We start from the raw sequence: 23,560 nt of genomic DNA, 5'->3' as shown, positions 1-23,560 counted from the left end.
CGCCAGCGTTCACCCCGGCGGCGATCAGGAAGGCGGCATCGCGCCTTGCGCGGGAAGCCAGAGCAGGCTCGTCTCGAACCGCTCCCGGCTGAGGACTACCAGCGCGGCGCGCTTCATGGGTAGATCGACGGTTGCGAAATAACCGAAGGGGACGCCATCCAACTGCCCGAAGATCGGGATCGTATGCGGATCGTCGAGCTGGCGTTGCGGATAGGCGCGGTGCTGTTCGAGCGAGCCGGCCTCCCGCCAGAACCGATCGACCAGCGGATCGTTCAGCCAGCGATGAAGGCGGAGCAGGTCGCCCATCTCGGCGGCGACGAAGGAGAGCGTCCGACCGAGCCAGGGAATGTATCTGACATAAAGCGGGCCGGAAGGCATGGGCGGGCGCCGGGGTAAGCCCGAAACGTTGCCTGGCACTTCACCGGCGCGCGAAGGGGTCGTAACGCCCATCCATCCCGCGCGATAGGACAGGATGTCCCGATCGCGCAAAACAGGATGGGTCGCGTCCGTCAGAAGGCCCATAGCAGCGAGATCGGGCGCAAGAGCGAGAAGCGCGTCGCCGCCGAGCCGGACGTCCGACACGGGCCGGCCGGGATCGCACATCGCACATTCGAGCGCGGCGAGGAGCTGGCGGCATAGCGCGGCACGCTCCCGCGCACCGTACTCCCGAGACGCCTCGCCCGTCCATGCAGGCCCGCCGTTTCCTCAGACCGAGATCGTACCCTTCGGCCCGTCGAGGTCCAGCCGGAAAGCGCTCTGGCCGGCCTCTCCCCGCACGACGATCCGCGCGCCGCGACGGATCGAGCCGAGCGGCTCACCGCCTGGAAACAGCCAGGATCGCATGGCGAAATCCGGCGGCGACCCGCCGGGCTTGTCGCCGTCTCCGCGCGGGAACGGCCGCAAGGTCAGAATTCCTTGCTCAGCGACATCGCGAAGGTTCGGCCCAGTCCCTTGTAGTCGAAGACGCTCTTGTCCGCGAGCGAGCCGTAGAGCGCGACCGCGCGCTGGCCCCAGATCGTGGTGTAGTCTTTATCGAAGAGGTTCTGGATGCCGAAGTTCAGCGTCGTATCGGCCGTTTCGAACCGATGGCTGCCCATGAGGTCGAAAAGCGTATAGCCCTTGATCTCGAAACCGGCGGCGTCCGACAGGCTGAACACGTGCTGCCCTTCGAGCCGAACGGAGGTGATGTCGTCCGTCCAGCCGATATGGCCACCGAGCTTCGACGTGCTGGCATCGCCCACGGAAGCCCGCCGCCAGTCGCCGTTCTGGTCGACCTCGGTCTGCACGAGATTGCCGAGAACGCCCGCGTCGAACCCATGGCCGAGCTGGAGGCCGAGACGGCCCTCGACGCCATAGGCGCGCCGGTCCTGATCCAGAAGCGAGATGTTCAGCGTCTGCCGGTTGAGCTGGATGGTGCGATCCGACAGGGAGTAATAAGCGGCCGCCTCCGCCGAGAGAATGCCGTCCGCATAGCGATAGCCCACCTCGTAGGCATTGGTCTTGATCGACTGGAGCGCGGAATCGGCGACATTGACGCTGCTGCGCAGAACCTGCCGATTGCCGACAAGGCTGTAGGTGCCCAGGCCATAATAGCGCGAGGGGTCGGGCAGCTCGAAGCCCTGGCTGAAATTGGCGTAGACCTGTTGGCGATCGTCGAAGCGATAGGTCGCGCCGGCATTGAAGAGCAGGTCGTCATAGGAGACCGAGCCGCCGGGAATGGTGTCGGCCGACGTGCCACGGCCGAAGAAATTGTTGACCTGCGCGGCGGCCGCGACGAAATCCCCGACCTTCGTATCCACATATTGATAACGCACGCCGCCCGTGAGCGTCAGCGCGTCCGTCGCCTCATAGCTCGCCTCGGCAAAGCCCGCGATGGTGGAGACGTCGATGGCCGGGTAGAGGCCAAGCTCCCCGACGCGGCGCATGTCCAGCGCGCCGGAGCGCGCGGCGATCCGGCTGTCGAACACCGCCTGGGAGGAAGAGAACTCGTCCCGGTCTCCGTCGATGCCATAGGTGATGCGCAGGCCGTCGAGCGGCTTCGACACCATCGCGGCCTTGAAGCCGTAGAAGTTCGTGTCCTGCTCAGTGGCGTTGAAATAGAAGAGCGGGACGGTGACGGGGAAGGGGTGGAAGTCGATGGACTCGGTGCGCCAGAAGGCTTGGACCAGGAGTTCCTGGCCGAGGAAGTCGCTGTCGGTATAGGAGCCGTTGACGCCGGTGCGCCGCGTCGCGGGCTGCACGTCGGACTGATAGCCCTGCCGCGTCTCGAAAAGCCTGGGGTTGCGCAGCGCGGCGAAATTCGTGCCGAAGAAAAGGCCGTAATCGCTGTCCTGCTCGCTGCGGTAATGCTGCGCGCTGATCTCGGCGCGCCGGCTCTCGTCGATCTGGAGCCCGGCCGTGCCGAACAGATCGACCCGCTTGTTGAAGGCAAGGCTGGTCTGGGTGATGTCGGGAACGAGGATCGTGCCCGATCCGTCGTAGAAGGCGCGGGTCTTGTTGCCGGCGATCGACAGGCGGGCGTCCCAGAGATCGTCATTATAGGTGAGCGCGCCGGCCAGCTTGCCGTCGCCATCACGCGAGCCCCGGAAGCCGCTTTCCGCGCCGACCATCGCCTCGCCGCCCAGGCCCGGCTTGGCGTCCCGGCCCTTCTTGGTGATGATATTGATGATGCCGCCGGTCGCGTTGCCGCCATAGAGCGAGGTCGCGCCCGACAGGATTTCGACCCGCGCGATATTGAAGGGGTCGATGGAGTCGAACTGGCGATACAGGCCGCGCGCGGAATTCAGCGACACGCCGTCGATCAGCACGAGCGCCGGGCGGCCGCGCAGGTTCTGGCCATAGGAGGTGCGCGCGCCGCTGCTGGCGGCGTCATAGCTCGGCACGTCCTGGCCCAGCGCCTGCTGGAGCGTCTGGCCCGAGCGCACGCGTGCCTCGATCTCCCGGCCCTCGACCACATAGACCGTGCGGGCGGTTTCTGACAGGCGCTGGGGGGCGCGTGAGCCGGTGACGACGATCGGGTCGAGCAGGACGGAAGCATCGCCCGTGCCTCCGGCGGCGGGCGTGGTCTGTCCAGCCGCGCCGGCGACCGTTTCCTGCGCCGTGGCGCTGAACGACAGGGTCAGCGCGCAGCCGAGCGCGACCAGCGAAATCGAACGGCGAAGCGCGCGTCGGCGGGCGGACAATGGGGGCATCGCGGGTTTGTGCTCCTGCGGACGCCAGATGCGTCCACTTCAGCAAGACACGAGAATTCAGAGTGAATACTTCGCTATCCTGAAGATCGGACGAGAATGGCGTGGATTTGCTGTCGTTTGACGTGGATCAGACTCCTCCGTACGATGGAAGACGCCCTATGCAGTCGGCTATCATAACATGATAAATCGAGTCAACTAACGCGTGAATTTACGCTTCAGACGATAACTGTTCCAGAAACTCGGGGAATTCTCCTCAGGATTCCAACTTTAAGGGGTTTCAGCGGGCGCGACCCATAAACATGAGTTTAAAAATCATGTTATGGCTTGCGAAATAAAAACAGAGTCCTTAGGGATCACGGCGCGCTTCGGAGCGACGATTCCGATGTAGCCGTCAGTATTTAATCCCGTTCTAAACTCGGCAGGCAGTTGATCCCGCAATGTCGATCTCGATTCCCGCCCAGCCGACGCGCCGCCTTTATGGCGTCCTCGCCGCGCTCTATCTCGCACAGGGCATCCCGACCTATCTCCTGCTCGTCGCCCTGCCGCCCCTCCTGCGAGACAGCGGCGCGTCGCGCACGGCGATCGGCCTGTTCACGCTTCTCATGGTGCCGACCGTCCTGAAATTCGCCTGGGGGCCGCTGGTGGATCGCTATCCCCTGATCCGGCGTCTGGGGCATCGGCGGGGCTGGATCGTGCCGACCCAGATTCTTGTCTCCGCGCTGATCGCCGCCATGGCCTTCGTTGCGCCGACGCAGACCGTGCTTCTGTTCGCGATCGCCTTTTCGATCACGCTTCTGTCGGCCACGCAGGACATCGCGACCGACGGGTTCGCCGTGCGCCAGCTCGATGCCACCACGCGCGCCACCGGAAACGCCATCCAGGCGGCTTCCGTCGCGCTCGGCGTGGTGATCGGCGGCACGTTCTCGCTCGTCCTGTTCGAGCGCATCGGCTGGACCGCCGCGCTCCTGACGGTCGCGACCCTGTCGCTCCTGCCGCTCCTCGCCACCCCTTTCATGCGCGAGCGCGCCGATCCGGGCGAGGGGGAAGCGGGCGGATCGGAGCCCGCTCCACGCCCCAGCCTGCGCGCCTTCTTCGCCCGACCCGAAGCGCGGCTCTTCTTTCTCTTCGCGCTGACCTTCCGCGCCAGCGAAGGGCTCATGCGCGGCATGGAGGGTGCCTATCTCGTGGATCTCGGCGTGCCGCTGTCCTGGATCGGCACGCTCTATGGCGCGGCCGCGATCAGCGCGGGTCTGGCGGGCGCGGCTCTCGCCGCGCTCCTGATCCGCCAGACTGGCCTTGCCGCCACGCTCGGGCTTCTCGGTCTCCTGCGCACGCTCTGTTTTCTGATCTTTTCGCTGAGCGCCCTCGGCGTTCTGCCGGGGCTCGAAGTCGCCATGGGCGCGTCGGGCTTCCAGACGATGATCCGCTACATGGAACTCGTCGCGCTCTACGCGCTCTTCATGCGCGCCTCGTCCTCGCGCCAGCCGGGCACGGACTTCACGATCCTGACCTGCGCCGAACTCGTCGTCTATCTCGTCGGCACGAGCGTCGCCGGGTGGATCGCCGATGCGGTCGGCTACGGCGCGCTGTTTGCCCTCGCGACGCTTCTGTCGCTGGTCGGCGTCGCGGTTGCGATCGCCATTCTCGCGCGCCTGCCCGGCGTGCGGTGGGAGGGCCGGCGCGCCGCCGCGCTGGACGCGCCCTCCACGCTTTGATCTCATACCCCGCTTCCAGGAGTCGATCACGACCCAAGTTGCGCCCACCAATCGCGACTTCCTCCAACGGCAGGAGGCGCGCGAGTCCAACGCCCGCTCCTATCCCCGTCGCTTCCCTCTGGCGCTGCGCTCGGCGTCCGGCTCGCGCGTCACCGATGTCGAAGGCCACACCTATCTCGACTGCCTCGCCGGGGCCGGCACGCTGGCCCTCGGGCACGATCATCCCGAGATCGTGGAAAGTCTGCGGGAGGCGCTGGGACAGGGCATCCCGCTTCATACGCTGGACCTTGCGACGCCTCAGAAGGACGCCTTCGTGGAGACGCTCTTCGCCACCCTGCCGCCGGCCTTCCGCGAGGGCGCGCGCATTCAGTTCTGCTCGCCCAGCGGCTCGGACGCGGTGGAAGCGGCGATCAAGCTCGCCAAGACGGCGACCGGCCGGCCGGATATCGTGGCCTTTCGCATGGCCTATCACGGCATGTCGCAGGGCGCGTCTCGCGGATGGGCTCGCTCGGGCCGAAGGCGCGCCTCGGCGCGCTGATGCCCGGCACGCATTTCCTTGCCCTATCCCCACGCCTATCGCTGTCCCTTCGGCACCGATGGCGCGGACAGCGCCGGTCTGGCGACGGCCGTTTTCGAGGGCGCGATGCGCGATCCCGAAGGGGGCATGAACCGCCCGGCGGCGATCATTCTGCAGCCGGTGCAAGGCGAGGGCGGCGTCAACCCCGCGCCCGTCGAATGGCTTCGTCAGATCCGCCGCACGACGCACGAACTCGGCATTCCCCTGATCCTCGACGAGGTGCAGTCGGGCGTCGGGCGCACCGGCACGTTCTACACCTTCGAGAAGGCCGGCATACGGCGACCGATTTTATAACTTCCGCGCATACCGTTGTCGGATCATGTCAGCCTCACCCAATATCTCCGATGGTGAGAAACCGCAGCTTTCATAGAGACGCCTATCTGCTTCCGATCCCGAACTCCCTGCGACAAACGTGTCGACATGAATGATCGATTCAGACAGCACACTAGAGAGAACAGCCTCGACAAGCATTTTACCGATCCCGCGCCTACGAAACTCGGACGAAACTGCAAGCCAGCGGATCGCAATTTGTAAACCATTGTTACTGATGAGAACACATCCTGTAAAGGCTGCGCTACCTATGCCTGTTCTTGCGCAATAAGCCTGCTTTTGCGCGATCTCACGAGCAAGAACAGCATCGAATCCCGGCATGGGGCCGAACAACGGCACCACTTCTTCAGCCAGACGCAACCAAGCCGCTACATCACTATGCTGTGCCGCGCTGATCTGCATTTATATTCTATCTCGCATATCCAGACATCGCAGCCCTAAAAAGATGGATATTGATGTGAGTTAATCGCCAAACGTCATCGTTCCATAATGTAAATTACGAGCCATCTGTTCATCTGAAGCCCGTCAACCCACACTGCAATTCCCAAGACGTGGCGATCGTTGGTGAAATCGCATCGATCGCCACGTTACGTCGTTGAGCGGCCTGATCGCTCCTATCCCGAAATGCGAAGCCGGTGCGTGACCGGCTTCGCTCAAGCCTGTCACCCCGCGCGGGCGACTTCGCGGGTCCAACCGAAACTGTCGGGCGCGGAGCCGCGCTGGATGCCGACGAGCTTGCGGCGGAAGGCTTCGGTGGTCGGGCCGACCTGTCCGTCGCCGATCGTGAACTCGCCGCCGGCATGGCGAAGGGTTCCGATGCCGGCGACGACAGCCGCCGTACCGCAGGCGAAGGCTTCCTTCATGCGCCCGCTGGCGGCGTCCGCCTGCCATTCGTCGAACGAATAGGGCCGCTCTTCCACGATGTGGCCTTCGGCGCTCGCCATCTCGATGATGGATTTGCGCGTGATGCCGGGCAGGATCGTGCCGAGCGAGGGCGTGACGAGACGCCCGTCCGCCATCACGAAGAAGAGGTTCATGCCGCCCAGTTCCTCGACCCAGCGGTTCTCGGCCGAGTCCAGGAACACGACCTGATCGCAGCCCTTGGTGCTGGCCTCGGCCTGCGCGGCGAGGCTGCCGGCATAATTGCCGCCGCACTTGGCCTCGCCCGTGCCGCCGCGGGCCGCGCGGCTGTAATTCTGCGACACCCAGAGCGTCAGTGGCTTCGACCCGCCTTTGAAATAAGGGCCGACGGGCGAGGCGATGACGCAGAAGATATATTCGCGCGACGGGCGCACGCCGAGAAAGCTCTCGCTCGCGAACATGAAGGGCCTGAGGTAAAGGCTTGCCTCCCCTTCCGGCAGCCAGTCCTGATCGACGGCCACCAGCCCTTCCACGGCGGCCACGAAATCGGCCTCGGGCAGTTCGGGCATGGCCATGCGGCGGGCCGACTGGTTGAAGCGGCGGGCGTTCTCTTCGGGGCGGAACAGGAGCGCGCGGCCATCGGCCGTGCGATAGGCCTTCATGCCCTCGAAAATCTCCTGCGCATAATGCAGGACGCTGCTGGCCGGGTCGATCGGGAACGGCGCGCGGGCGGCGATCTCGGCCGAATGCCAGCCCCGGTCCTGCGACCAGCGCGCGACCGCCATGTGATCGCTGAACAGGGTTCCGAAGGTGAGATGGCTCAAAGCCTCGGCTCGCTCCGCCGCCGGCACGGGATTGGGGCTTCTCTTGAGTTCGAAGCGGATACCGGGTGCGTCGACGGTCATGAAAGCCTCCAGATCAGGCGCCCCTCGCATGGGAAACGGGACGCCGCTTTTCCCCCGTTTAATACGAGGAGGACCGGCCGAACAGGTCCGTTTGCGCGATCCGCGTCATCATATCGCCCGAAGGGCCATCCCGAGCGGGCCAAGGGATATGGGTTGAGTCACCAGGACAGGGCGGCGACGATGTCGCCGCCCTGTCCTGGCGAGGATGGAAGATGAAAGCGACGAGCGTCAGCCGAGCGGCAGGCGGCTGCGCTCCTTGGCTTGACGCTCGGCTTCCTGCGCGGCCTTGAGCTGCGACTTGGTGTACATCAGCGCGTGGGAGGCCAGATCGTGGCTGTCTTCCCAGAGATTGCGCCAGATTCCCAGAATGCCTTCCAGCGGCTGACCGACGACACGCGACGAGAAGCTCTCGAAGGTGATCGGCCCCTTGTAGCCGGTGCGCACCAGAGCGCGGAACACGCTGGTGAGGTCGATCGAACCCGAGCCCATATAGCCGCGATGCGAATCGCCGGTGTGGAAATAGCCGATATGCTCGCCGGTCTCGATGATCGCCTGCGCGATATCAGATTCCTCGATATTCATGTGGTAGACGTCGAGATGGACCTTCACGTTCGGCGCACCGACGAGCTTGGCCATTTCGACGCCCTGCGCCGCCGTGTTGCAGATATTGGTCTCGTAGCGGTTCACCACTTCGAGCACGAGCGTGATGTTGCTGCGCGCCGCGATCTCCGCGACCTCGGCCAGCGTCTCGGCCGATTGGCGGATGCCGTCGGCGGTCGGCTGCGTGAAATACTTGCCGAAGGCGGAGTAGAGAATGCCGCCGATATATTCGCCTCCGCAATCGCGGCAGACAGCCACCGCGTCTTCCAGCTTCTTCTTGCCGCGCGCGCGCTTTTCCGGGTCGCCCGAGGAAATGTCGCTGTCGAAATCGAGGCCCAGCGAGAAGTTGATGCCGATGCCTGCCTGGTCCAGCTGGCGGCGCGTGAAGACCGGATCGATCAGGCTCGGATCGAGCGCCGGAGCTTCGATGAAGTCGTAGCCGACTTCGGCCGTCTTGGCGATCGCGCGCGCGCATTCCTCATGGCTCCACCCCGCCTCCCAGACGAGAGCGTGCACACCCAGCTTGTTCATCCTGTTTCCTCCCCGCGCCGCGGACATTCTTCGCGCAAGCGAAGACTACTGCGGCAATGCAATAGAACGGGCTTCCCTGCCCATGCGGGACATGATTGACAAAGTTGGAACTGATGTCTAGCCTCCAATAAAACGTTTCACCGGCGTTTTCTCAAAAAGCTTGGACACGGTTCGTCTTGGGAGGGGCGTCGATGTCACGACAGCAGACGCCATCCATCCGTATGGTCGCCGACCGCGCGGGCGTGTCGATCGCGACCGTCTCGAACGTCCTGAACGGCAAGCCCAATGTCTCGCCGAACTTCGCCGATCGTGTGCGCGCGGCGGTGGATGAGCTGGGTTACGTCGCCGATATTGCGGCCTCGCGGCTGCGCTCGGGCAAGGCGGCGCTGGTCGCCGTCATCGTGCCCGATCTCACCAACCCGATGTTTGCGAGCTTCGTCTCCACGCTGGAGCACGAGGCGCGGGGCGATGGGTTCGATCTCGCCGTCCTCTCCTCGCGCAACGATCCGAAGGAGGAAGCCGACCGGCTGGCCAATGTCCGCGCCTGGCGGCCGGGCGGGCTGATCGTCGTGCCCTGCGACGGCGCGCTCTCGTCCCGCCTGCCGGCGGGGCTCGCCGCGCCCGCCGTGGTGGCCGACCGCATTCCCGACGATGCAAGGTTCGATCTGGTCGCGGTGGACAACGGCCCCTCCTCGGCCGCGATCGCCGCGCATCTTGCCCAGACTGGACTGGCGAACTGCCTCGTTGTCGGCACGAGTCTCGGCATCAGCAATGTGCGCGAGCGCTGGGAAGGCTTTCTGACGGGTGCGGGCGCGATGCGGGCGCAGATGCTGGAGGTCGGCTTCGAGGCGGAGGCGTCGGCCAATTTGCTGCGCGAGCGCCTGTCGGCCGATCGCCCGGCCGCGCTCTTCGCGCTCGATCACATGACTTCGCTCATGGCCTATCAGCTCATCGCCGCGATGGGCCTGTCGATCCCCGGCGAGATCGCTTTCGCCTCGTTCGACGAAATGGAATGGATGCGGCTCGTCTCGCCCGGCATCACGGCCGTGCGCCAGCCCGTGGAGGACATGGCTGTTGCCGCCTGGTCGCTTCTGCGCGGCCGAATGGCGGGGAGCGATGAGCCCCAAGAAACAAGGCGCCTTGGATGCGCCGTCTCGATCCGCGGCTCGACGCAGCGGGTCCCGTCCCGGCGGGGAGGCCGGGCGGGCAAGATCTGATAACGGGAGGATGAAACATGCTGATGTCGCGCCGCCGCGCCCTCGCGGCCATGGGAGGTCTTCTGGCCCTCACCCTCGCCGGCCCTGCCGCCTTTGCGCAGAGCGCCGAGCCGCAGGCCGGGATCGTGGTCAAGATCGGGGGCATTCCCTGGTTCAACGCCATGGAAGAAGGCATCAAGAAGGGTGCCAAGGAGTATAAGGTCAATGCCTGGATGGTCGGCCCGACACAGGCCGACGCGGCCCAGCAGGTCCGCGCCATCGAGGATCTGATCGCCCGCAAGGTCAATGTCATCGGCATCGTGCCCAACGATTCCGCCGCGCTCGAACCCGTGCTCGGGCGCGCCCGCGCCGCCGGCATCAAGGTGCTGGCGCATGAAGGGCCGGACCAGAAGGAAAAGGACTGGGACTTCGAGCTGACCACGACCGAGGCCTATGGTCAGGCGCATATGGACCTCCTCGCCAAGGAAATGGGCGAAGAGGGCAAGTATATCGTCTATGTCGGCTCGCTGACCGTGCCGCTGCACAATGCCTGGGCCGACGCCGCCATTGCCTACCAGAAGCAGAAGTATCCCAAGATGCAGATGGTGGGCGATCGCTTCGGCGTCGCCGAAAGTCTGGACGAGAGCATCAAGACCACGCAGGACCAGCTGCGCGCCAACCCGGACCTCAAGGGCATCCTGACCTTCGGCAGCCAAGGCCCGATCGGCGCAGGGCGCGTCTTGGACGATCGCGGCAAGGCCAAGACGGTCGCGCTGGTCGGCGGCTTCTCGCCGGGCCAGGGCGCGAAATACGTCAAGTCGGGCGTGATCCGGGGTGGCTATATCTGGAACCCGCTGACGGCGGGCGAGGTCTTCGCGCAGCTTTCTTCCATGCTGGCGGCCGGCAAGGAGCCGACCGACAATATGGAGATCGTCGGCGTGGGCCCCGTGCGGGTCTATCCCGACAAGAAGCTGATCCAGGCTCAGAAGCTGGAATCGCTCGACAAGGCCAATATCGACCGGCTCGTGGCGCTCGGCCTCTGATCCCACCATCCCGGCGGCCGATGCGCCGCCGGGTTTTCTATTCGGACGACGGGAGGCGGCCGATGACTGATGACGTTCCTTTTCTCAGGCTCACCGGCCTCTCCAAGCGCTTCGGCGGCGTGCGCGCGCTGGAGGGCATCGATTGGGACGTGCGGCCGGGCGAGGTTCACTGCCTTGTCGGCGAGAACGGCTGCGGCAAGTCCACGCTCATCAAGACCGTCGCCGGCGTTCACCCGCCGAGTGAGGGCACGATCGAGATCGAGGGCGAGAACGTCCTGCCGCTGACGCCGGCCCGCGCCAAGGCCCTCGGCATCCAGGTCATCTTTCAGGACCTGTCCCTGTTTCCCAATCTGTCGGTGGCCGAGAACATCGCCGTCGAGTGCCATCTCGAAGGCGCGCTGAAGCCGGTGCGCAAGGCCCATATGCGGCGGATCGCGGAGAGCGTCCTGAAGCGCCTCGACTTCGATCTCGACCCCTCCGCCCTCGTGTCGGACCTGCCCGTCGCCGAACGCCAGATCGTCGCCATCGCGCGCGGGCTGGCGGCCAAAGCGCGCCTCATCTTCATGGACGAGCCGACGGCGTCCCTCACCCGCGCGGAAGTCGATCGCCTCCTCTCCATCGTGGCCAAGCTGAAGGCGGACGGTATCGCCGTCGTCTTCGTGTCGCACCGCCTCGAAGAGGTGGTGGAGATCGCCGAGCGCGTGACCGTGTTCCGGGACGGGCGCAAGGTCGGCACCTGGCCGGTGGCCGAGGTCGACCAGAAGCGCATCGCCCATCTGATGACCGGGCTCGACATCGACCATGGCACGGTGGCGCGGGACATGAACGCGGCCGAACCGCTCCTCAGCGTGGAGCACCTGTCGCGGCGCGGCGAATTCGCCGATGTCAGCTTCACGCTCCGCAAAGGCGAGGTGCTGGGGCTGGTCGGACTTCTGGGCGCCGGGCGCACCGAACTCGCGCTGACGCTGTTCGGCATGAGCCGGGCCGAGGGCGGGACGATCCGGCTCAACGGCCAGCCGCTGTCGCTGCGCTCCAACCGGGACGCGGTGCGCGCGGGCATCGCCTACGTCTCGGAGGATCGCCTGTCGCTCGGCGTGATCCTGCCCCAATCCATCGAGGACAATATCGGCCTCGCCGTCATGAAGGGGCTCGCAGGGCGCTCCGGTCTCATCGCGCGCCGGCGGCGGCGCGATCTCGCGCGTGACTGGGTGCGCCGGCTGGCCATCAAAGTGCCCGATATCGACCGGCCCGTGCAGACCCTGTCGGGCGGCAACCAGCAGCGCGTGGTTCTTGCCAAATGGTTGGCGACGCGGCCGAGCGTCCTGATCCTGGATTCGCCGACCGTCGGCGTCGATATCAAGAACAAGCAGGGCATTTACGAAATCGTGGCCGAACTGTCGCGCGAGGGCGTCGGCGTCATCGTGATCTCCGATGAGGTGAGCGAAGCCTTCGCCACCTGCGACCGCGTCCTGCACATGCGGGCCGGGCGCATCCTTGAGGAAACCATCCCCGGCCGCATCACCGAACGGCAGTTGGAGGAGCGCATCTATGCCTGATGTCCAGCACCGCACCGGAGCCGCCGCGCTGGCGCGGCTTCGCCGCCGCCCCGAAGCCTGGCTCTTCGGCGTGATCGTCCTTGCCATCCTGTTCTTCGGATTGACCGCGCCGGGCTTCCTGACGCTGCCCAACGTGATCGATCTCTTAGAGACCTATTCGGTGCAGGCCATCATGGCGATGGGCCTCTTCGTGGTTCTGGTTTCGGGCGGCATCGACATTTCCTTCGCCGCCACGGCCTCCGTCTCGCAATATGTCGCGGCGCTCCTGGCGGCGCGGCTGGGTCTTCCCGCTCCGCTCGTGATCGCGATGGGCCTGGGGATCGGCACGGCGCTCGGCTGCCTCAACGCGGCGCTGATCCATTTCGTGCGCATTCCCTCCATCATCGCGACCATCGCCATGATGAGCGTCACCTTCTCGCTTCTGATGTATTTCTCGGGCGGGCGGTCGATCTACGATCTGCCGGACTGGTGGACGACGCGCGTCACCTTCTTCGAGACCGAAACCGCAAGCGGCGATCTCGTTCGCGTCACCTTGCCGATCGTCGCCATGATCGTCGTGAGCTTGGGCATCTGGGCGCTGATGACGCGCAGCTCGGTCGGTCGTCAGCTTTATGCGATGGGCGGCAATGCGGAAGCGGCGCGCCGCATCGGCATGTCGATCGGCCGCCTGCATTTCGTGGCCTATGGGGTTCTGGGGTTCCTCGCCGCCGTCGCGGGGATGCTCCAGGCGCACCGCGTCGGCGAGAGCGTGCCGAACGCCATGGTCAACACGGAACTCGCCGTTCTCTCGGCGGCCGTGCTCGGCGGCGCGAGCCTGACGGGCGGCATCGGCACCGTGCCCGGCGTGCTTCTGGGCATCGTGCTTCTCGCCATTCTCCAGAACGGGCTCAATCTTCTGGGCGTCTCCTCCTACTTTTTCCAGATCGTGATCGGCCTGACGATCCTCGCCTCCACCTCGCTCACCGTCCTGTCGTCGCGGCGCGGTCGGCGCCATCGAACCCTCGGCGAGGCCGCCCATGCTTGAGAACCGGACATCTCATTCCATCGGCCGGGACGGCGCCCTGGCGGACTTCATGGCCCGTCTGCGCGCGGGTGTTCCCAACGCCCATCTCGGCTTGACGGGCCTTCTCGTGGCGCTCGTCCTCGTCTTCTCGCTGGCGGTTCCCGGCTTTGCCAGCATGGGCACGCTGCAATCCTTCATGTTCCAGATGCCGCTTCTGGGGCTTCTGTCGCTCGCCATGATCGTGCCGCTGATCACGGGTGGTCTGAACCTCGCCATCATCGCCACCACCAACCAATGCGCGCTCCTGATGGTCTTCGTCATGCAGATCGCCATTCCCGATGGAGCCGGCACTGGCGCGGTCGTCGCGGGTGTCGCGCTGGCGCTCGCCGCCGGGCTTCTCCTTTGCCTCGCCATCGGCCTCGTGACGGGCGCGCTCGTCGCCTATACCGGCGTTCACCCCATCCTCGTGACGCTCGGCACCAAGTCGTTGATCGACGGCATCAGCATCTATCTCACGCGCGGCCAGGCGCTCTCGGGCGTGCCCGACCTCGTGTCCCGCTTGGGCAATTCGAGCGTTCTCGGCGTGCCGCTTGTCTTCATCGTGATGGTGCTGGTCGCGATCCTGGTCGGCTTGATCCTCAAGAAAACCGCCTTCGGCATCGCCTGCCACATGATCGGCTCGAACCTCGAAGCCGCGCGCTATTCGGCGATCGATACGAAGCGGGTTCTGGTCGGCGTCTACACCTTGTCCAGCCTCGTCTGCTTCATGGCCGCGCTGGTGACGCTCGTCATTTTCAACTCGGCCAGCCCCGATTACGCGCAGTCCTATCTTCTCGTCACCATTCTGGCGGCCGTGCTCGGCGGGGTCGATCCGTTCGGCGGCTTCGGCACGGTCGGCGGGCTCATGGTGGCGCTCGCCATTCTTCAGGTCATCTCCTCCGGCTTCAACCAGTTCGGCCTGTCGAACTATCTGACGCTGGCGATCTGGGGCGGCACGCTGATTGCCGTCGTGGTGGCGCAGACGATCCGCCCGCATCTCCCGGCGCTTTTCTCCGCGCTGCGTCGGCGCGGGGAGACGCAGGCGTGAGCGCGGTCGCCGTCTTCGACATCGGCAAGACCAACGTCAAGCTCTTCGCCACGACAGCGGACGGCGCGGTGCTGGAGGAACTGTCCGCGCCCAATCGCGTCATCGACGGCCCGCCCTATCGCCACCACGACCTCGCGGCTCTCGAAGACTGGCTGCTCGCGGGGCTCGCCGATCTCGGCCGGCGCCATTCCATCGAGGCGATCGTCGCCTGCTCGCACGGATCGGGCGGGGTTCTCGTCGGCGCAGACGCCGCGCTCATGCCGATGATCGACTACGAGCAGGACCCGCCGGCGGACGTGGCGGCCGACTATGCCGCCATGGCCGGTTCGTTCCGCGAGCGCGGCAGCGCGCTCATGCTCGGCTCGGCGCATCTGGCGCGGCAGATGCTCTGGCTGGAACGCGGCTGGCCGGATGCCTTCGCCGGGGCACGGGCCTTTCTGGCTCTGCCGCAATATTGGGCCTTTCGCCTCTGCGGCGTGGCGGCGGGCGAGGTCACCAGCCTCGCCGCGCAGTCGCATCTGTGGTCCGGTGCGGACGGCGCGCCGACCCGGCTCGTGAAGGACCGCGCCTGGACGCATCTCCTGCCCCCGCTTCGCCCCGCGTACGAGACACTCGGAACCCTGAAGCCGGACTGGGCGCGGCGTTGCGGCCTTTCGGCGGAGACGCGCGTCCTCTGCGGCATTCACGATTCCTCGGCCAATTTCTATCGCTATCAGGCCGCCGGCCTGTCCGATCTCACGGTGGTCTCGACCGGCACCTGGATCGTCGCCCTGACGGATCGAACCGGCATCGATCTCAGTGAGGAAGCGCCCGGCCGCTCCTGCAATGCCGATGTCGCCGGTCGCCCGGTTCCCGGCATGTTGACCATGGGCGGGCGCGAGTTCGCCGCCGTGTCCGGCGCGGAACGCGGACCGGCGACATCGGAGGCCCTGTCGCGCATTGTCGCAAGCCGCACCGTCGCGCTGCCATCCTTCGGGGCCGATGACGGGCTGTTCCCCGGCACATCCAGGCGCGGCTCCATTCGGGGGCCGCTCGCCGGCGATCCCTCGGTCCGCTTCACGCTCGCCCTTCTCTACGCCGCCATGCTCGCCAACCAATGCCTGCGCATGCTTCCCGCGTCCCGCACCATCGTGATCGACGGCGGGCTGGTGCGCGATCCTCTGTTCGGCGCGATCCTCGCCGCGCTGAATCCCGATGCGCGCGTACTTGTCAACCGCGACGCGCACGGCACGGCGGCGGGGGCGGCCCTTCTCGCCGGGCACGAGATGCGGCGCGGCCCTGCCCCGCTCAGCGCGGAAATGCCAGATATGTCGGGCCTGCCCGATCTTCTCCCCTATTGGTCGCACTGGCGCGACCTCTGCCATCCCTGGAGCCAAGCCTCATGAATGCCTCTTACAACGACGAAGCCCTTCGCGAAGAGATGGTCGCCACCTGCCGCCGCATGAACGAAAGCGGCATCAACCAGGGCACGGCCGGCAATCTCTCCGTGCGCAATCCGGCGGGCTTCCTCGTGACGCCCACCTCCCTGCCCTATGATCTGATGCGCCCCAGCGATCTCGTGCAGATGTCGTTCGACGGCACCTATGAGGGCGGACGCCGCCCCTCGTCGGAATGGCGCTTTCACCGCGACATTCTCGCCGCGCGCTCCGATGTCGACTGCGTGCTCCACTGCCATTCCGTCTATGCGACGACCCTCGCGGTGCATCACCATGAGATCCCGAGCTTCCACTACATGACGGCGATCGCCGGCGGCACGACGATCCGCTGTTCGCGCTATGCGACCTTCGGCACGCAGGCCCTGTCGGACGCCGCGCTGGAGGCGCTCGAAGATCGCATGGCCTGCCTTCTCGGCCAGCACGGCCAGATCGCGCTCGGCAAGACGCTGGCCGGCGCGCTGTCGCTCGCCATCGAGGTCGAAACGCTGTCGCGCCTCTATGTCCAGGCGCGGGTTCTGGGTGAGCCGCCGGTCCTGTCGGACGAGGAAATGGCGCGCGTCATTCAGCAGATGAAGAACATGAGCTACGGCCACGCGCCCGATCTCGACGGCGTCAACGATACGCCGAGCGCCAAAGCCGCGTCGGTCGATCCGAAGGCACGGTTGAGCGCGTAAGAGCGAACCCGACGCGAGGCGCGGCCCGTTTCAACGACGGAGGCAAGGGAGCGGCGATTTTCGCCGGTCCCGCCCCCATGTCGCGGCGTTGCAGCGAACGATCGGCGGCTCACGGCGCCTTGCCTCCGAAGCGCCGCTTCGCGATCAGCCTACCCGTCCCGTGGTCTATGGGCCCGCAGCGCAGCGGAGAGCCGGAGCCTCGTGAGGTGGCTCCTCATGAATCCGAAAGGCGCCTTTGCCACCGGCCTTGACCTCGTAGAGCGCGCGGTCCGCTTTGAGCATCAGGCCGATCAGCGTTTGATCGCCCGTTCGATCGATGACGGTGCCGATGCTCACGCCCACCCGCGCCAAGCTGCCAGGCGCGATCTCGTAAGGGGTGGCGATGCGCGCCAGAACGCGCGCGCAGAGATGACGCAGTTCGGTTTCGTCGGATTGCTTCAGAAGAATGAGGAATTCGTCACCGCCGAGACGGCAGATGACGGAGTCCGGCGTTGCGAACTCGCTGAGGCGCTGTCCCACCTCCCGAAGGAGATGATCGCCGGCTGCATGGCCCAGCCGATCGTTCACCTGCTTGAAACCGTCGAGATCCAGATAGAGAAGCGCGCGTCCTCGAGTGGGAGGGCGCATCCGGGCAAAGCAATCCTCCAACCGCCAGCGGCTCGCCAGCCCGGTGACGGGATCGGTGAAGGCTTTCTCGCGGTTTTCGAACTCCGCCCTGATCGCGCCGATCGCGGTTTCACGATGCTGACGGATGATCCCAAGATTCATAACGATGAAGATCACGGTCTGCGCCGCAATCAGAGGTATGAATTGTGGATGCTGGAGGCTGAATGCGATCTTATAGCTGCCGTCGATCAGAAGCGTCTGGACGATGGCGTAGCGCGGGGCGGGAAAGTTGCGCCCGACAATGCCCCCGATGGCGGCCAGCCCGCTCGCGAGCACCAGCAGTGACAAAGTGAGATCGCCTGAACTCACGACGAGGAAGATCGTCAGTCCCTGCAGGCAGGCCCAGAGAAGCCCTCCGGCGAAAAGCGGCCCGGCCGGTGCGTCGACACGTTTAAGGGACGCGACCCGAAACAGAAGGAGCGCGATATCGCAGACCGCGATCCCCAGGAATATCGGCTGCAGATTGTGCGCGTAGATCACCAGGGCCACGACGATGGTGTTGACCGCGCCGATGACGAGCGGAACCTTCGACGTGAAGAACATGGAGCGCAGGCGACGCTGCGTTTCGTCCGGTAGGCCGCCGCCAATTTCGGCGAGCCATCGCAGGATCGGATTGCGCGGTGCGCGATAGAGCGAGGTATCTGGCATCGTCGTCCGCACGAGGGGGAGGCAGAGAGCCATAGGTTACGGAAGGTCAGTTAAAGAACCTGTCGCACGCAATTGGTTTGGCCGGCATTTTCCGTAGCTGCCCATCGACACGCGACGGGATCGCACGCCGGCGTGCTCACCGCCCCAATGCTGGGTGCGCGATCAATTGCCCGCCAGCCGTTGCGCCCCGGCGCGGGCGGCTTATCTTCGCCGGGTCGTTGACCGACGACATGCAACGGGAGTGTCTGCTATGAGCGTTCTGACCATCATCGCCCGCCTGAAGGCCAAGCCGGGCCACGAAGCCGATCTGGAGCGTGAACTGAGCGCCCTTCTCGCCCCCACGCGCGCCGAGAAAGGTTGCATCCAGTACGACATGCATCGCTCGCATCAGGACCCCGGCCTCTTCTATTTCTACGAGAACTGGGAAAGCCGCGAACTCTGGAACGACCATATGAAGACGCCCCACATCACGGGCTTCGGCGCCAAGCAGGGGGATCTCGCCGAAAGCTGGGAACTCTTCGAGGGCGAGAAGGTCGGTTGAGCGGCGAAGGGAGGAGACCTCGTTGAAGATCACCTTTTACGCCCATGCGAGCTTCCGGCTGGAAGCGGACGGGCTCGCCGTCGTCACCGATCCCTATACCCCGGCCCGCAGCGGCTTCGATCCGATCGCAGAACCGGCCGACATCGTGCTCATGAGTTCGGCGACGGACGATTTCCATTCCGACCCGAGCCATGTCGGCGGCGATCCCACGGTCGTCAATACACTGGAACTCCCGCCCGAGGGGACGGTCGTGAAGGGCGTGCCCGTCCGCCCCTTCCCGGCCTATGAGAGCCTGACCTTCGACTACCAGTCGGCCTTCGGCCGCGACCCGGACGCCAACGCGCTCTATCTCTTCGAACTGGGCGGTATCCGCGTTCTGCATATGGGCGACATCGGCAATCCCGTCGCGCCCGAGCATCTGGACGCGCTCGCCGGCCAGGTCGATCTTCTTCTAGCGCTGACCGGAGAGCACGCGACCATCGCCCTCGACGATCTCGACGCCGCCATCGCGCGCATCCGGCCGGGCGCGATCATTCCGATGCACTATCACAGCGGCAAAGGGGTGCTCGCCATCGAGCCCGTGGAGCGGTTCACCGACCGCTTCGCGCCCGAGCGTGTGCGCCGCGTCGGCACCACCAGCATGGAACTCACGAAAGACATGCTGAACCCGGACCAGCCGACGATCTTCGTTCTCGACCAATCGCGCTGAAGCGCCCTACCCTTTTGCGGAAGCCGTCCCTTGCCCAGCGAGGGGCGGCTTTTCGACGAGCCCCCGGATCGAACCTCAGGTATTGCGGCGGGGCCGATTTTTGCTAAGCTCGCCTCAGTTGTATCTTCGAGCGCGAGGGTTGAACGCGATTCCACAGTCCGCTTCATCAAACGCATCGGGCATCGTTACAGCTCCGCCAAGTGGGCATGGAGCTGACCTGACGACATAATGTATAAGCGCGTCACCAATCGGGTAGAATCTACGCAATCCCGATAATACGATGCATTTATCGCATTGAAATAATATTACCACCTTACAAATACAATTCTAATTCATATCGCTAGAGTCTAACTACCATCGATATAGGATTTTTTATCTTCCAGATGAACATTTAAATGTGATGGATCGTCCCTATAAATTGGATGATTGCCGATATACAAGATCCCTGCGAAAATGATCTGGGGTGTCATGAGCATTTCTTTGAAGAAGGGCGAGCGTCTGTCGCTCGATAAACCCGGCGGTCTGACGCGGGTGCGCATGGGTCTGGGTTGGGATCCCGCCAAGGGCGGCTGGTTCTCGCGGGGCAAGGCTGTGGACATGGATGCGTCCTGCATCCTCTTTTCGGGCGACAGGCCGATCGATACGGTCTGGTTCAAGCAGTTGGCGTCCCGCGACGGATCGGTGACCCATTCCGGCGACAATCGAACGGGTGACGGAGAGGGGGACGACGAGTCCATCACCGTGGACCTCGCGCGCCTTCCGACCGAAGTGGACGGACTGGCCTTCACGGTGAATTCCTTCACCGGCGAGACTTTCGAGAAAGTCGCCAATTGCCGATGCCGTCTCCTGGACGAAGCGGGCGGCGGTCAGGAATTGTGCAACTTCGCCCTGTCCGAACAGGGCGCGCATCAGGGCGTGCTGATGGCCGTGATGAAGAAGATCGGTGCCTCCTGGTCCTTCCGCGCGGTCGGCGCGGCCGGCACTGGGCGGACCTTCGACGCTCTGCTGCCGGTCGCGGCAGCGCAGCTTCGCGACTGAGCGGCTCTTTCTCCGCCCGACGGAGGGGCGTTTTCGATCATCGATCCGCCCTGAGCGTCCTTTTGGCCGCGCGTCTTCTCCTTTTACGAGTGACATCATGACGATCCTTCTCCCCGGCCAGAATGCGCCCCTGACGCAACAGGATGCCGAGATGGTCGTGAGCTTCGGCGGGCGAAGCGTCGTCGATGTCTCGGCCTATCTCCTGGATGGCTCGGGCAAGGTGCGCGGCGACGAGGACATGGTCTTCTACGGCCAGACCGCAAACCCCTCCCGTTCGGTCCGTTTGCAGGTTTCGGACACGCGTCGGGCGGTCCTGTCCTTGGATCTGTCCCGAGTGCCGGAGGCCATCGAGCGGATCGCCGTCTGCGCGGCGGTGGACAAGACCGCCGCGCCGAACGGCACATTGTCCGACGCGCTGCCGATCGAGGTCGAAATCGCCGCCTATCGCTTTGCCCCCGTGCCGGAGCGAAGCGATATTTCCGCCATCACGCTGATCGAACTTTACCGCCGCAACGGAGCCTGGAAACTGCGCGCGGTGGGCCAGGGCTTTGCCGGCGGGCTGAAGCCGTTGTCACAACTTTATGGCGTGGACATTGCCGAGGATGCTCCGGCCGCCCCCCCGGCTCCGCCTGCCCCTTCGCCCATCAGCCTCTCCAAGGTCTCGCTCAGCAAGGCGCGCCCGACGATCGATCTCAAGAAGGGCTCGGGGTCGTTCGGCACGATTGCGGTCAATTTGAACTGGAACCGGGGCGCGGCGCCTAAGCGGGGCTTGTTCGGCGCCGCCGCCCGCGCCGATGGCGCGATCGATCTCGATCTCGCCTGCCTCTACGAACTGGCCGACGGCAGCAAGGGCGCGGTTCAGGCGTTGGGAAAGCGGTTCGGCAGCCTCGACCAGCCGCCTTTCATCAAGCTGGCCGGCGATGATCGCTCAGGCGACGCGGCCGAGGGCGAATGGCTGCATGTGGCCGGCGCGCAATGGTCTCGTATTCGCCGTGTTCTCGTCTACGCCTTTATCTATGACGGCGTCCCCAATTGGGCCGCGACCGACGGCGTCGTAACGATCGGCGTGGCCAACCAGCCACCGGTCGAGGTGCGGCTGGACGAGGGCAGCGGCCTCGGCCTCTGCGCGATCGGCCTTCTGGAGAATGTCGGCGGGGACATCCGCGTCAGCCGCGAGGTTCGATATTTCGAAGGAGCGTCGGAGATGGACCGGGCCTATGGCTGGCGGATGCGCTGGACAGCCGGCTCCAAATAGAACACCACTCGCTCTGCGAGTGAACGACGAGACCCAAGGGGAAACAGATGGCATTGGGATGGCTGCGCGAACGCGGCGAAGAGCTTCGCAAACAGGCCGGCGACACGCTGAAGCGCTTTCAGAACCAGAAGATGCTCGACGCGCTGACGGGCGGCTGCGCCTGGCTCGCCTCGGCGGACGGCACGATCTCCGGTGAGGAGAAGCGCAAGATGCTGAACTTCATGCGCGTTTCGCCCGAGATGAACGTGTTCGAGACCAAGGCGGTGCTCACCTCGTTCTCCTCGATCGCCGATACGTTCGAGGTCGATTACGAGTTCGGCCGCATCGAGGCCGTGCGGCGCATCGCGCTGATCAAGGACGACGCGGCGGCCGCCAACGTGCTCGTTCGTCTTGTCTGCATCATCGGCGGTTCGGACGGCACGTTCGACGCGGACGAAAAAAAGGTGGTGCGCGAAATCTGCCACCTTCTGGACCTCGACCCCGCGCAGTTCGACGTCTGACTGCGGGGCAGGCCCCCGCTGAACAACGGAATCCAAGAAGGAGGAAGCATGTCGATCAGTCTCGGCAAGGGCGGCAATATCTCGCTGTCCAAGGAAGTGCCGTCTCTCGTGAAGATCGCGGTCGGACTCGGTTGGGACCCCAAGCGCACCGACGGGCGCGACTTCGATCTCGACTCCTCGGCCTTCGTGCTCAATGCTGACGGACGCGCTCTGTCGGAGAGCCATTTCGTCTTCTACAACAACCTTAAGTCGCCCGACGGGGCCGTTGTCCACACCGGCGACAACAAGACCGGCCAAGGAGATGGCGACGACGAGGTTCTGACGGTCGATCTGAAGGCCCTGCCCAGCGAGGCCGCGCGCATCGCCTTCACGGTGACGATCCACGAGGCGCAGGCGCGTTCGCAGAATTTCGGCCAGGTCGGCGGCTCCTTCATCCGCATCGTGGATGCCGCGACCGGCCGCGAGATCACGCGCTACGATCTGAACGAGGACTACTCGACGCAGACCGCGATGATCTTCGGCGAGGTCTATCGCCACAATGGCGAATGGAAATTCCGCGCCGTCGGCGAAGGCTATGCCGGCGGCCTGAAGGCGATGGCGGCCCAATATGGGCTCAATGCGAACTGATCGCGGCTGACGCTCCTCGGCCGCCGACTGCACCGGTGTTCCTCCCGAGGGCCCGGCCTCCAGCAACAAGGAATTTCGCATGGCAGTTTCACTCAGCAAGGGTGGCAACGTCTCCCTATCGAAGGAGGCCCCGGGTCTGACGGCCGTCACGGTCGGCCTCGGCTGGAAGCCCAAGGTCACGGACGGTGCGGCCTTCGACCTCGACGCCTCGGTCTTCATTCTCGGAGACAATGGCAAGGCGCTGTCCGACTCCCATTTCGTCTTCTACAACAACGCCAAGTCGCCCGATGGCGCGGTGGTCCATTCCGGCGACAACCGCACGGGGGAAGGTGACGGCGACGACGAGCGCGTCCAGATCGATCTCGCCAAGCTGGACCCGGCCGCCGTCAAGGTCGCCTTCGTCGTGACCATTCACGACGCCGAAACGCGCAAGCAGAATTTCGGCCAGGTCGGCGACGCCTATATTCGCGTCTTGAACGCTGCCGACGGCAAGGAACTGGCGATCTACGATCTGGACGAGGACGCCTCGACCGAAACGGCGATGATCTTCGGCGAGCTTTACCGCAATGGTCCGGACTGGAAGTTCAAGGCCGTGGGCCAAGGCTATGTCGGTGGCCTCGCCAAGGCCGCGACCGAATACGGGATCAATATCGGCTGAAACGGCCGGCGCGGGCCGCCGCCCGCGCCGTTCCTTCCCTGCCCAAGGCCGATCGGTCGCTCGCGGACAACGGACCTTCGCGAGGGGCTGAGCCATCCTGTGTCTCGCGTCGAGCGACTGTGCATGGTCGCCGCTGCCCCGCGAGTTTGTGCCCGATATGGCGGTCCAGCGCGCTTTCCACCACTAACGGAATCCTAGCCGGCTGCGCAGGAT

24 protein-coding genes are annotated in these 23,560 nt (G+C 65.1%); 17 read left to right on the top strand and 7 right to left on the bottom strand.

Features of this window, described 5'->3' with window-relative positions; translation table 11 throughout:
- Positions 1-24: 24 nt before the first annotated feature.
- The 3 genes from AUL36_RS05440 to AUL36_RS05430 form a co-directional block, all read right to left on the bottom strand.
- Entirely contained in the window at positions 25-603 is a 579-nt protein-coding gene (locus tag AUL36_RS05440; RefSeq protein WP_062218757.1) for a GNAT family N-acetyltransferase, read from the bottom strand.
- A gap of 102 nt (positions 604-705) precedes the next feature.
- Positions 706-903, bottom strand: a complete 198-nt coding sequence (locus AUL36_RS05435; RefSeq protein WP_058636505.1) for a hypothetical protein — start codon at positions 901-903, stop codon at positions 706-708.
- A gap of 2 nt (positions 904-905) precedes the next feature.
- Complete coding sequence (locus tag AUL36_RS05430) at positions 906-3,191, bottom strand: TonB-dependent receptor (protein WP_062218756.1); 2,286 nt, start codon at positions 3,189-3,191, stop codon at positions 906-908.
- Between the two features lie 437 nt (positions 3,192-3,628).
- Between AUL36_RS05430 and AUL36_RS05425 the strand changes: the two genes are divergently transcribed.
- Genes AUL36_RS05425 through AUL36_RS24820 form a run of 3 tightly spaced genes read left to right on the top strand, consistent with a single transcriptional unit; the run spans position 3,629 to position 5,777 of the window.
- On the top strand, positions 3,629-4,906 hold the full coding sequence (locus tag AUL36_RS05425) for a RhtX/FptX family siderophore transporter (RefSeq protein WP_062218755.1): 1,278 nt from the start codon (positions 3,629-3,631) through the stop codon (positions 4,904-4,906).
- Complete coding sequence (locus AUL36_RS24825) at positions 4,821-5,444, top strand: aminotransferase class III-fold pyridoxal phosphate-dependent enzyme (protein WP_192843791.1); 624 nt, start codon at positions 4,821-4,823, stop codon at positions 5,442-5,444. Before AUL36_RS05425 ends, AUL36_RS24825 begins: the two co-directional genes overlap by 86 nt.
- Before the next feature lie 18 nt (positions 5,445-5,462).
- Positions 5,463-5,777: an aminotransferase class III-fold pyridoxal phosphate-dependent enzyme gene (locus tag AUL36_RS24820; RefSeq protein ID WP_192843790.1), complete on the top strand. Its 315-nt coding sequence runs from the start codon at positions 5,463-5,465 to the stop codon at positions 5,775-5,777.
- Here AUL36_RS24820 and AUL36_RS23145 read toward each other — a convergent pair.
- From AUL36_RS23145 to AUL36_RS05410, 3 genes are all read right to left on the bottom strand, one after another.
- The gene (locus AUL36_RS23145) at positions 5,772-6,215 is read right to left on the bottom strand and encodes a GNAT family N-acetyltransferase (RefSeq protein ID WP_082655608.1); all 444 of its coding nucleotides are present in this window, start codon (positions 6,213-6,215) and stop codon (positions 5,772-5,774) included. The two genes, AUL36_RS24820 and AUL36_RS23145, sit on opposite strands and share 6 nt — an antisense overlap.
- A gap of 260 nt (positions 6,216-6,475) precedes the next feature.
- Complete coding sequence (locus AUL36_RS05415) at positions 6,476-7,579, bottom strand: branched-chain amino acid aminotransferase (RefSeq protein WP_062218824.1); 1,104 nt, start codon at positions 7,577-7,579, stop codon at positions 6,476-6,478.
- A 228-nt stretch (positions 7,580-7,807) separates the two neighbouring features.
- Positions 7,808-8,710, bottom strand: coding sequence for a sugar phosphate isomerase/epimerase family protein (locus tag AUL36_RS05410; RefSeq protein ID WP_058636498.1), 903 nt, complete (start codon positions 8,708-8,710; stop codon positions 7,808-7,810).
- Between the two features lie 191 nt (positions 8,711-8,901).
- On the opposite strand from AUL36_RS05410, the gene AUL36_RS05405 reads away from it, so the two are divergent.
- The 7 genes from AUL36_RS05405 (at position 8,902) to AUL36_RS05375 (ending at position 16,705) form a co-directional block, all read left to right on the top strand.
- Positions 8,902-9,927, top strand: coding sequence for a LacI family DNA-binding transcriptional regulator (locus tag AUL36_RS05405; protein ID WP_062218753.1), 1,026 nt, complete (start codon positions 8,902-8,904; stop codon positions 9,925-9,927).
- A 17-nt stretch (positions 9,928-9,944) separates the two neighbouring features.
- Complete coding sequence (locus tag AUL36_RS05400) at positions 9,945-10,949, top strand: substrate-binding domain-containing protein (protein ID WP_062218751.1); 1,005 nt, start codon at positions 9,945-9,947, stop codon at positions 10,947-10,949.
- Positions 10,950-11,011: 62 nt separating this feature from the next.
- Positions 11,012-12,505: a sugar ABC transporter ATP-binding protein gene (locus AUL36_RS05395; RefSeq protein WP_062218749.1), complete on the top strand. Its 1,494-nt coding sequence runs from the start codon at positions 11,012-11,014 to the stop codon at positions 12,503-12,505.
- Complete coding sequence (locus tag AUL36_RS05390; RefSeq protein WP_062218748.1) at positions 12,498-13,529, top strand: ABC transporter permease; 1,032 nt, start codon at positions 12,498-12,500, stop codon at positions 13,527-13,529. The genes AUL36_RS05395 and AUL36_RS05390 overlap by 8 nt, the downstream gene beginning before the upstream one ends.
- The gene (locus AUL36_RS05385) at positions 13,522-14,595 is read left to right on the top strand and encodes an ABC transporter permease (protein ID WP_082655606.1); all 1,074 of its coding nucleotides are present in this window, start codon (positions 13,522-13,524) and stop codon (positions 14,593-14,595) included. The genes AUL36_RS05390 and AUL36_RS05385 overlap by 8 nt, the downstream gene beginning before the upstream one ends.
- A complete protein-coding gene (locus AUL36_RS05380) occupies positions 14,592-15,980 on the top strand; it encodes an FGGY family carbohydrate kinase (protein ID WP_062218747.1) in 1,389 nt (462 codons plus the stop codon). Before AUL36_RS05385 ends, AUL36_RS05380 begins: the two co-directional genes overlap by 4 nt.
- Positions 15,977-16,705 (top strand): class II aldolase/adducin family protein, encoded by a 729-nt coding sequence (locus tag AUL36_RS05375; RefSeq protein ID WP_062218745.1) that lies wholly within the window; start codon positions 15,977-15,979, stop codon positions 16,703-16,705. Before AUL36_RS05380 ends, AUL36_RS05375 begins: the two co-directional genes overlap by 4 nt.
- Before the next feature lie 165 nt (positions 16,706-16,870).
- Here the strand turns inward: AUL36_RS05375 and AUL36_RS05370 are convergent, their stop codons facing one another.
- The gene (locus tag AUL36_RS05370; protein ID WP_192843785.1) at positions 16,871-18,019 is read right to left on the bottom strand and encodes a GGDEF domain-containing protein; all 1,149 of its coding nucleotides are present in this window, start codon (positions 18,017-18,019) and stop codon (positions 16,871-16,873) included.
- Positions 18,020-18,269: 250 nt separating this feature from the next.
- On the opposite strand from AUL36_RS05370, the gene AUL36_RS05365 reads away from it, so the two are divergent.
- The 7 genes from AUL36_RS05365 to AUL36_RS05335 all read left to right on the top strand — a co-directional run bounded on the left by AUL36_RS05365 (position 18,270) and on the right by AUL36_RS05335 (position 23,347).
- The gene (locus AUL36_RS05365) at positions 18,270-18,560 is read left to right on the top strand and encodes a putative quinol monooxygenase (protein WP_058602590.1); all 291 of its coding nucleotides are present in this window, start codon (positions 18,270-18,272) and stop codon (positions 18,558-18,560) included.
- A gap of 22 nt (positions 18,561-18,582) precedes the next feature.
- Positions 18,583-19,269 (top strand): MBL fold metallo-hydrolase, encoded by a 687-nt coding sequence (locus AUL36_RS05360; RefSeq protein ID WP_062218741.1) that lies wholly within the window; start codon positions 18,583-18,585, stop codon positions 19,267-19,269.
- Between the two features lie 468 nt (positions 19,270-19,737).
- Positions 19,738-20,307, top strand: coding sequence for a TerD family protein (locus AUL36_RS05355; RefSeq protein ID WP_062218820.1), 570 nt, complete (start codon positions 19,738-19,740; stop codon positions 20,305-20,307).
- 97 nt (positions 20,308-20,404) lie between these two features.
- Entirely contained in the window at positions 20,405-21,562 is a 1,158-nt protein-coding gene (locus AUL36_RS05350) for a TerD family protein (RefSeq protein WP_062218739.1), read from the top strand.
- 47 nt (positions 21,563-21,609) lie between these two features.
- Positions 21,610-22,062, top strand: coding sequence for a tellurite resistance TerB family protein (locus AUL36_RS05345; protein WP_082640427.1), 453 nt, complete (start codon positions 21,610-21,612; stop codon positions 22,060-22,062).
- A gap of 48 nt (positions 22,063-22,110) precedes the next feature.
- Positions 22,111-22,689, top strand: coding sequence for a TerD family protein (locus tag AUL36_RS05340; RefSeq protein ID WP_058635750.1), 579 nt, complete (start codon positions 22,111-22,113; stop codon positions 22,687-22,689).
- 79 nt (positions 22,690-22,768) lie between these two features.
- Positions 22,769-23,347, top strand: a complete 579-nt coding sequence (locus tag AUL36_RS05335) for a TerD family protein (RefSeq protein ID WP_062218737.1) — start codon at positions 22,769-22,771, stop codon at positions 23,345-23,347.
- The last annotated feature ends 213 nt before the right edge of the window (positions 23,348-23,560 follow it).

Origin of the sequence: Aureimonas sp. D3, assembly GCF_001463805.1 — a bacterium.
Taxonomy (GTDB): Bacteria; Pseudomonadota; Alphaproteobacteria; order Rhizobiales; family Rhizobiaceae; genus Aureimonas; species Aureimonas ureilytica_A.
The sequence above is the reverse complement of the archived record's forward strand: the minus strand, read 5'-3'. Positions and strand labels throughout refer to the sequence as shown.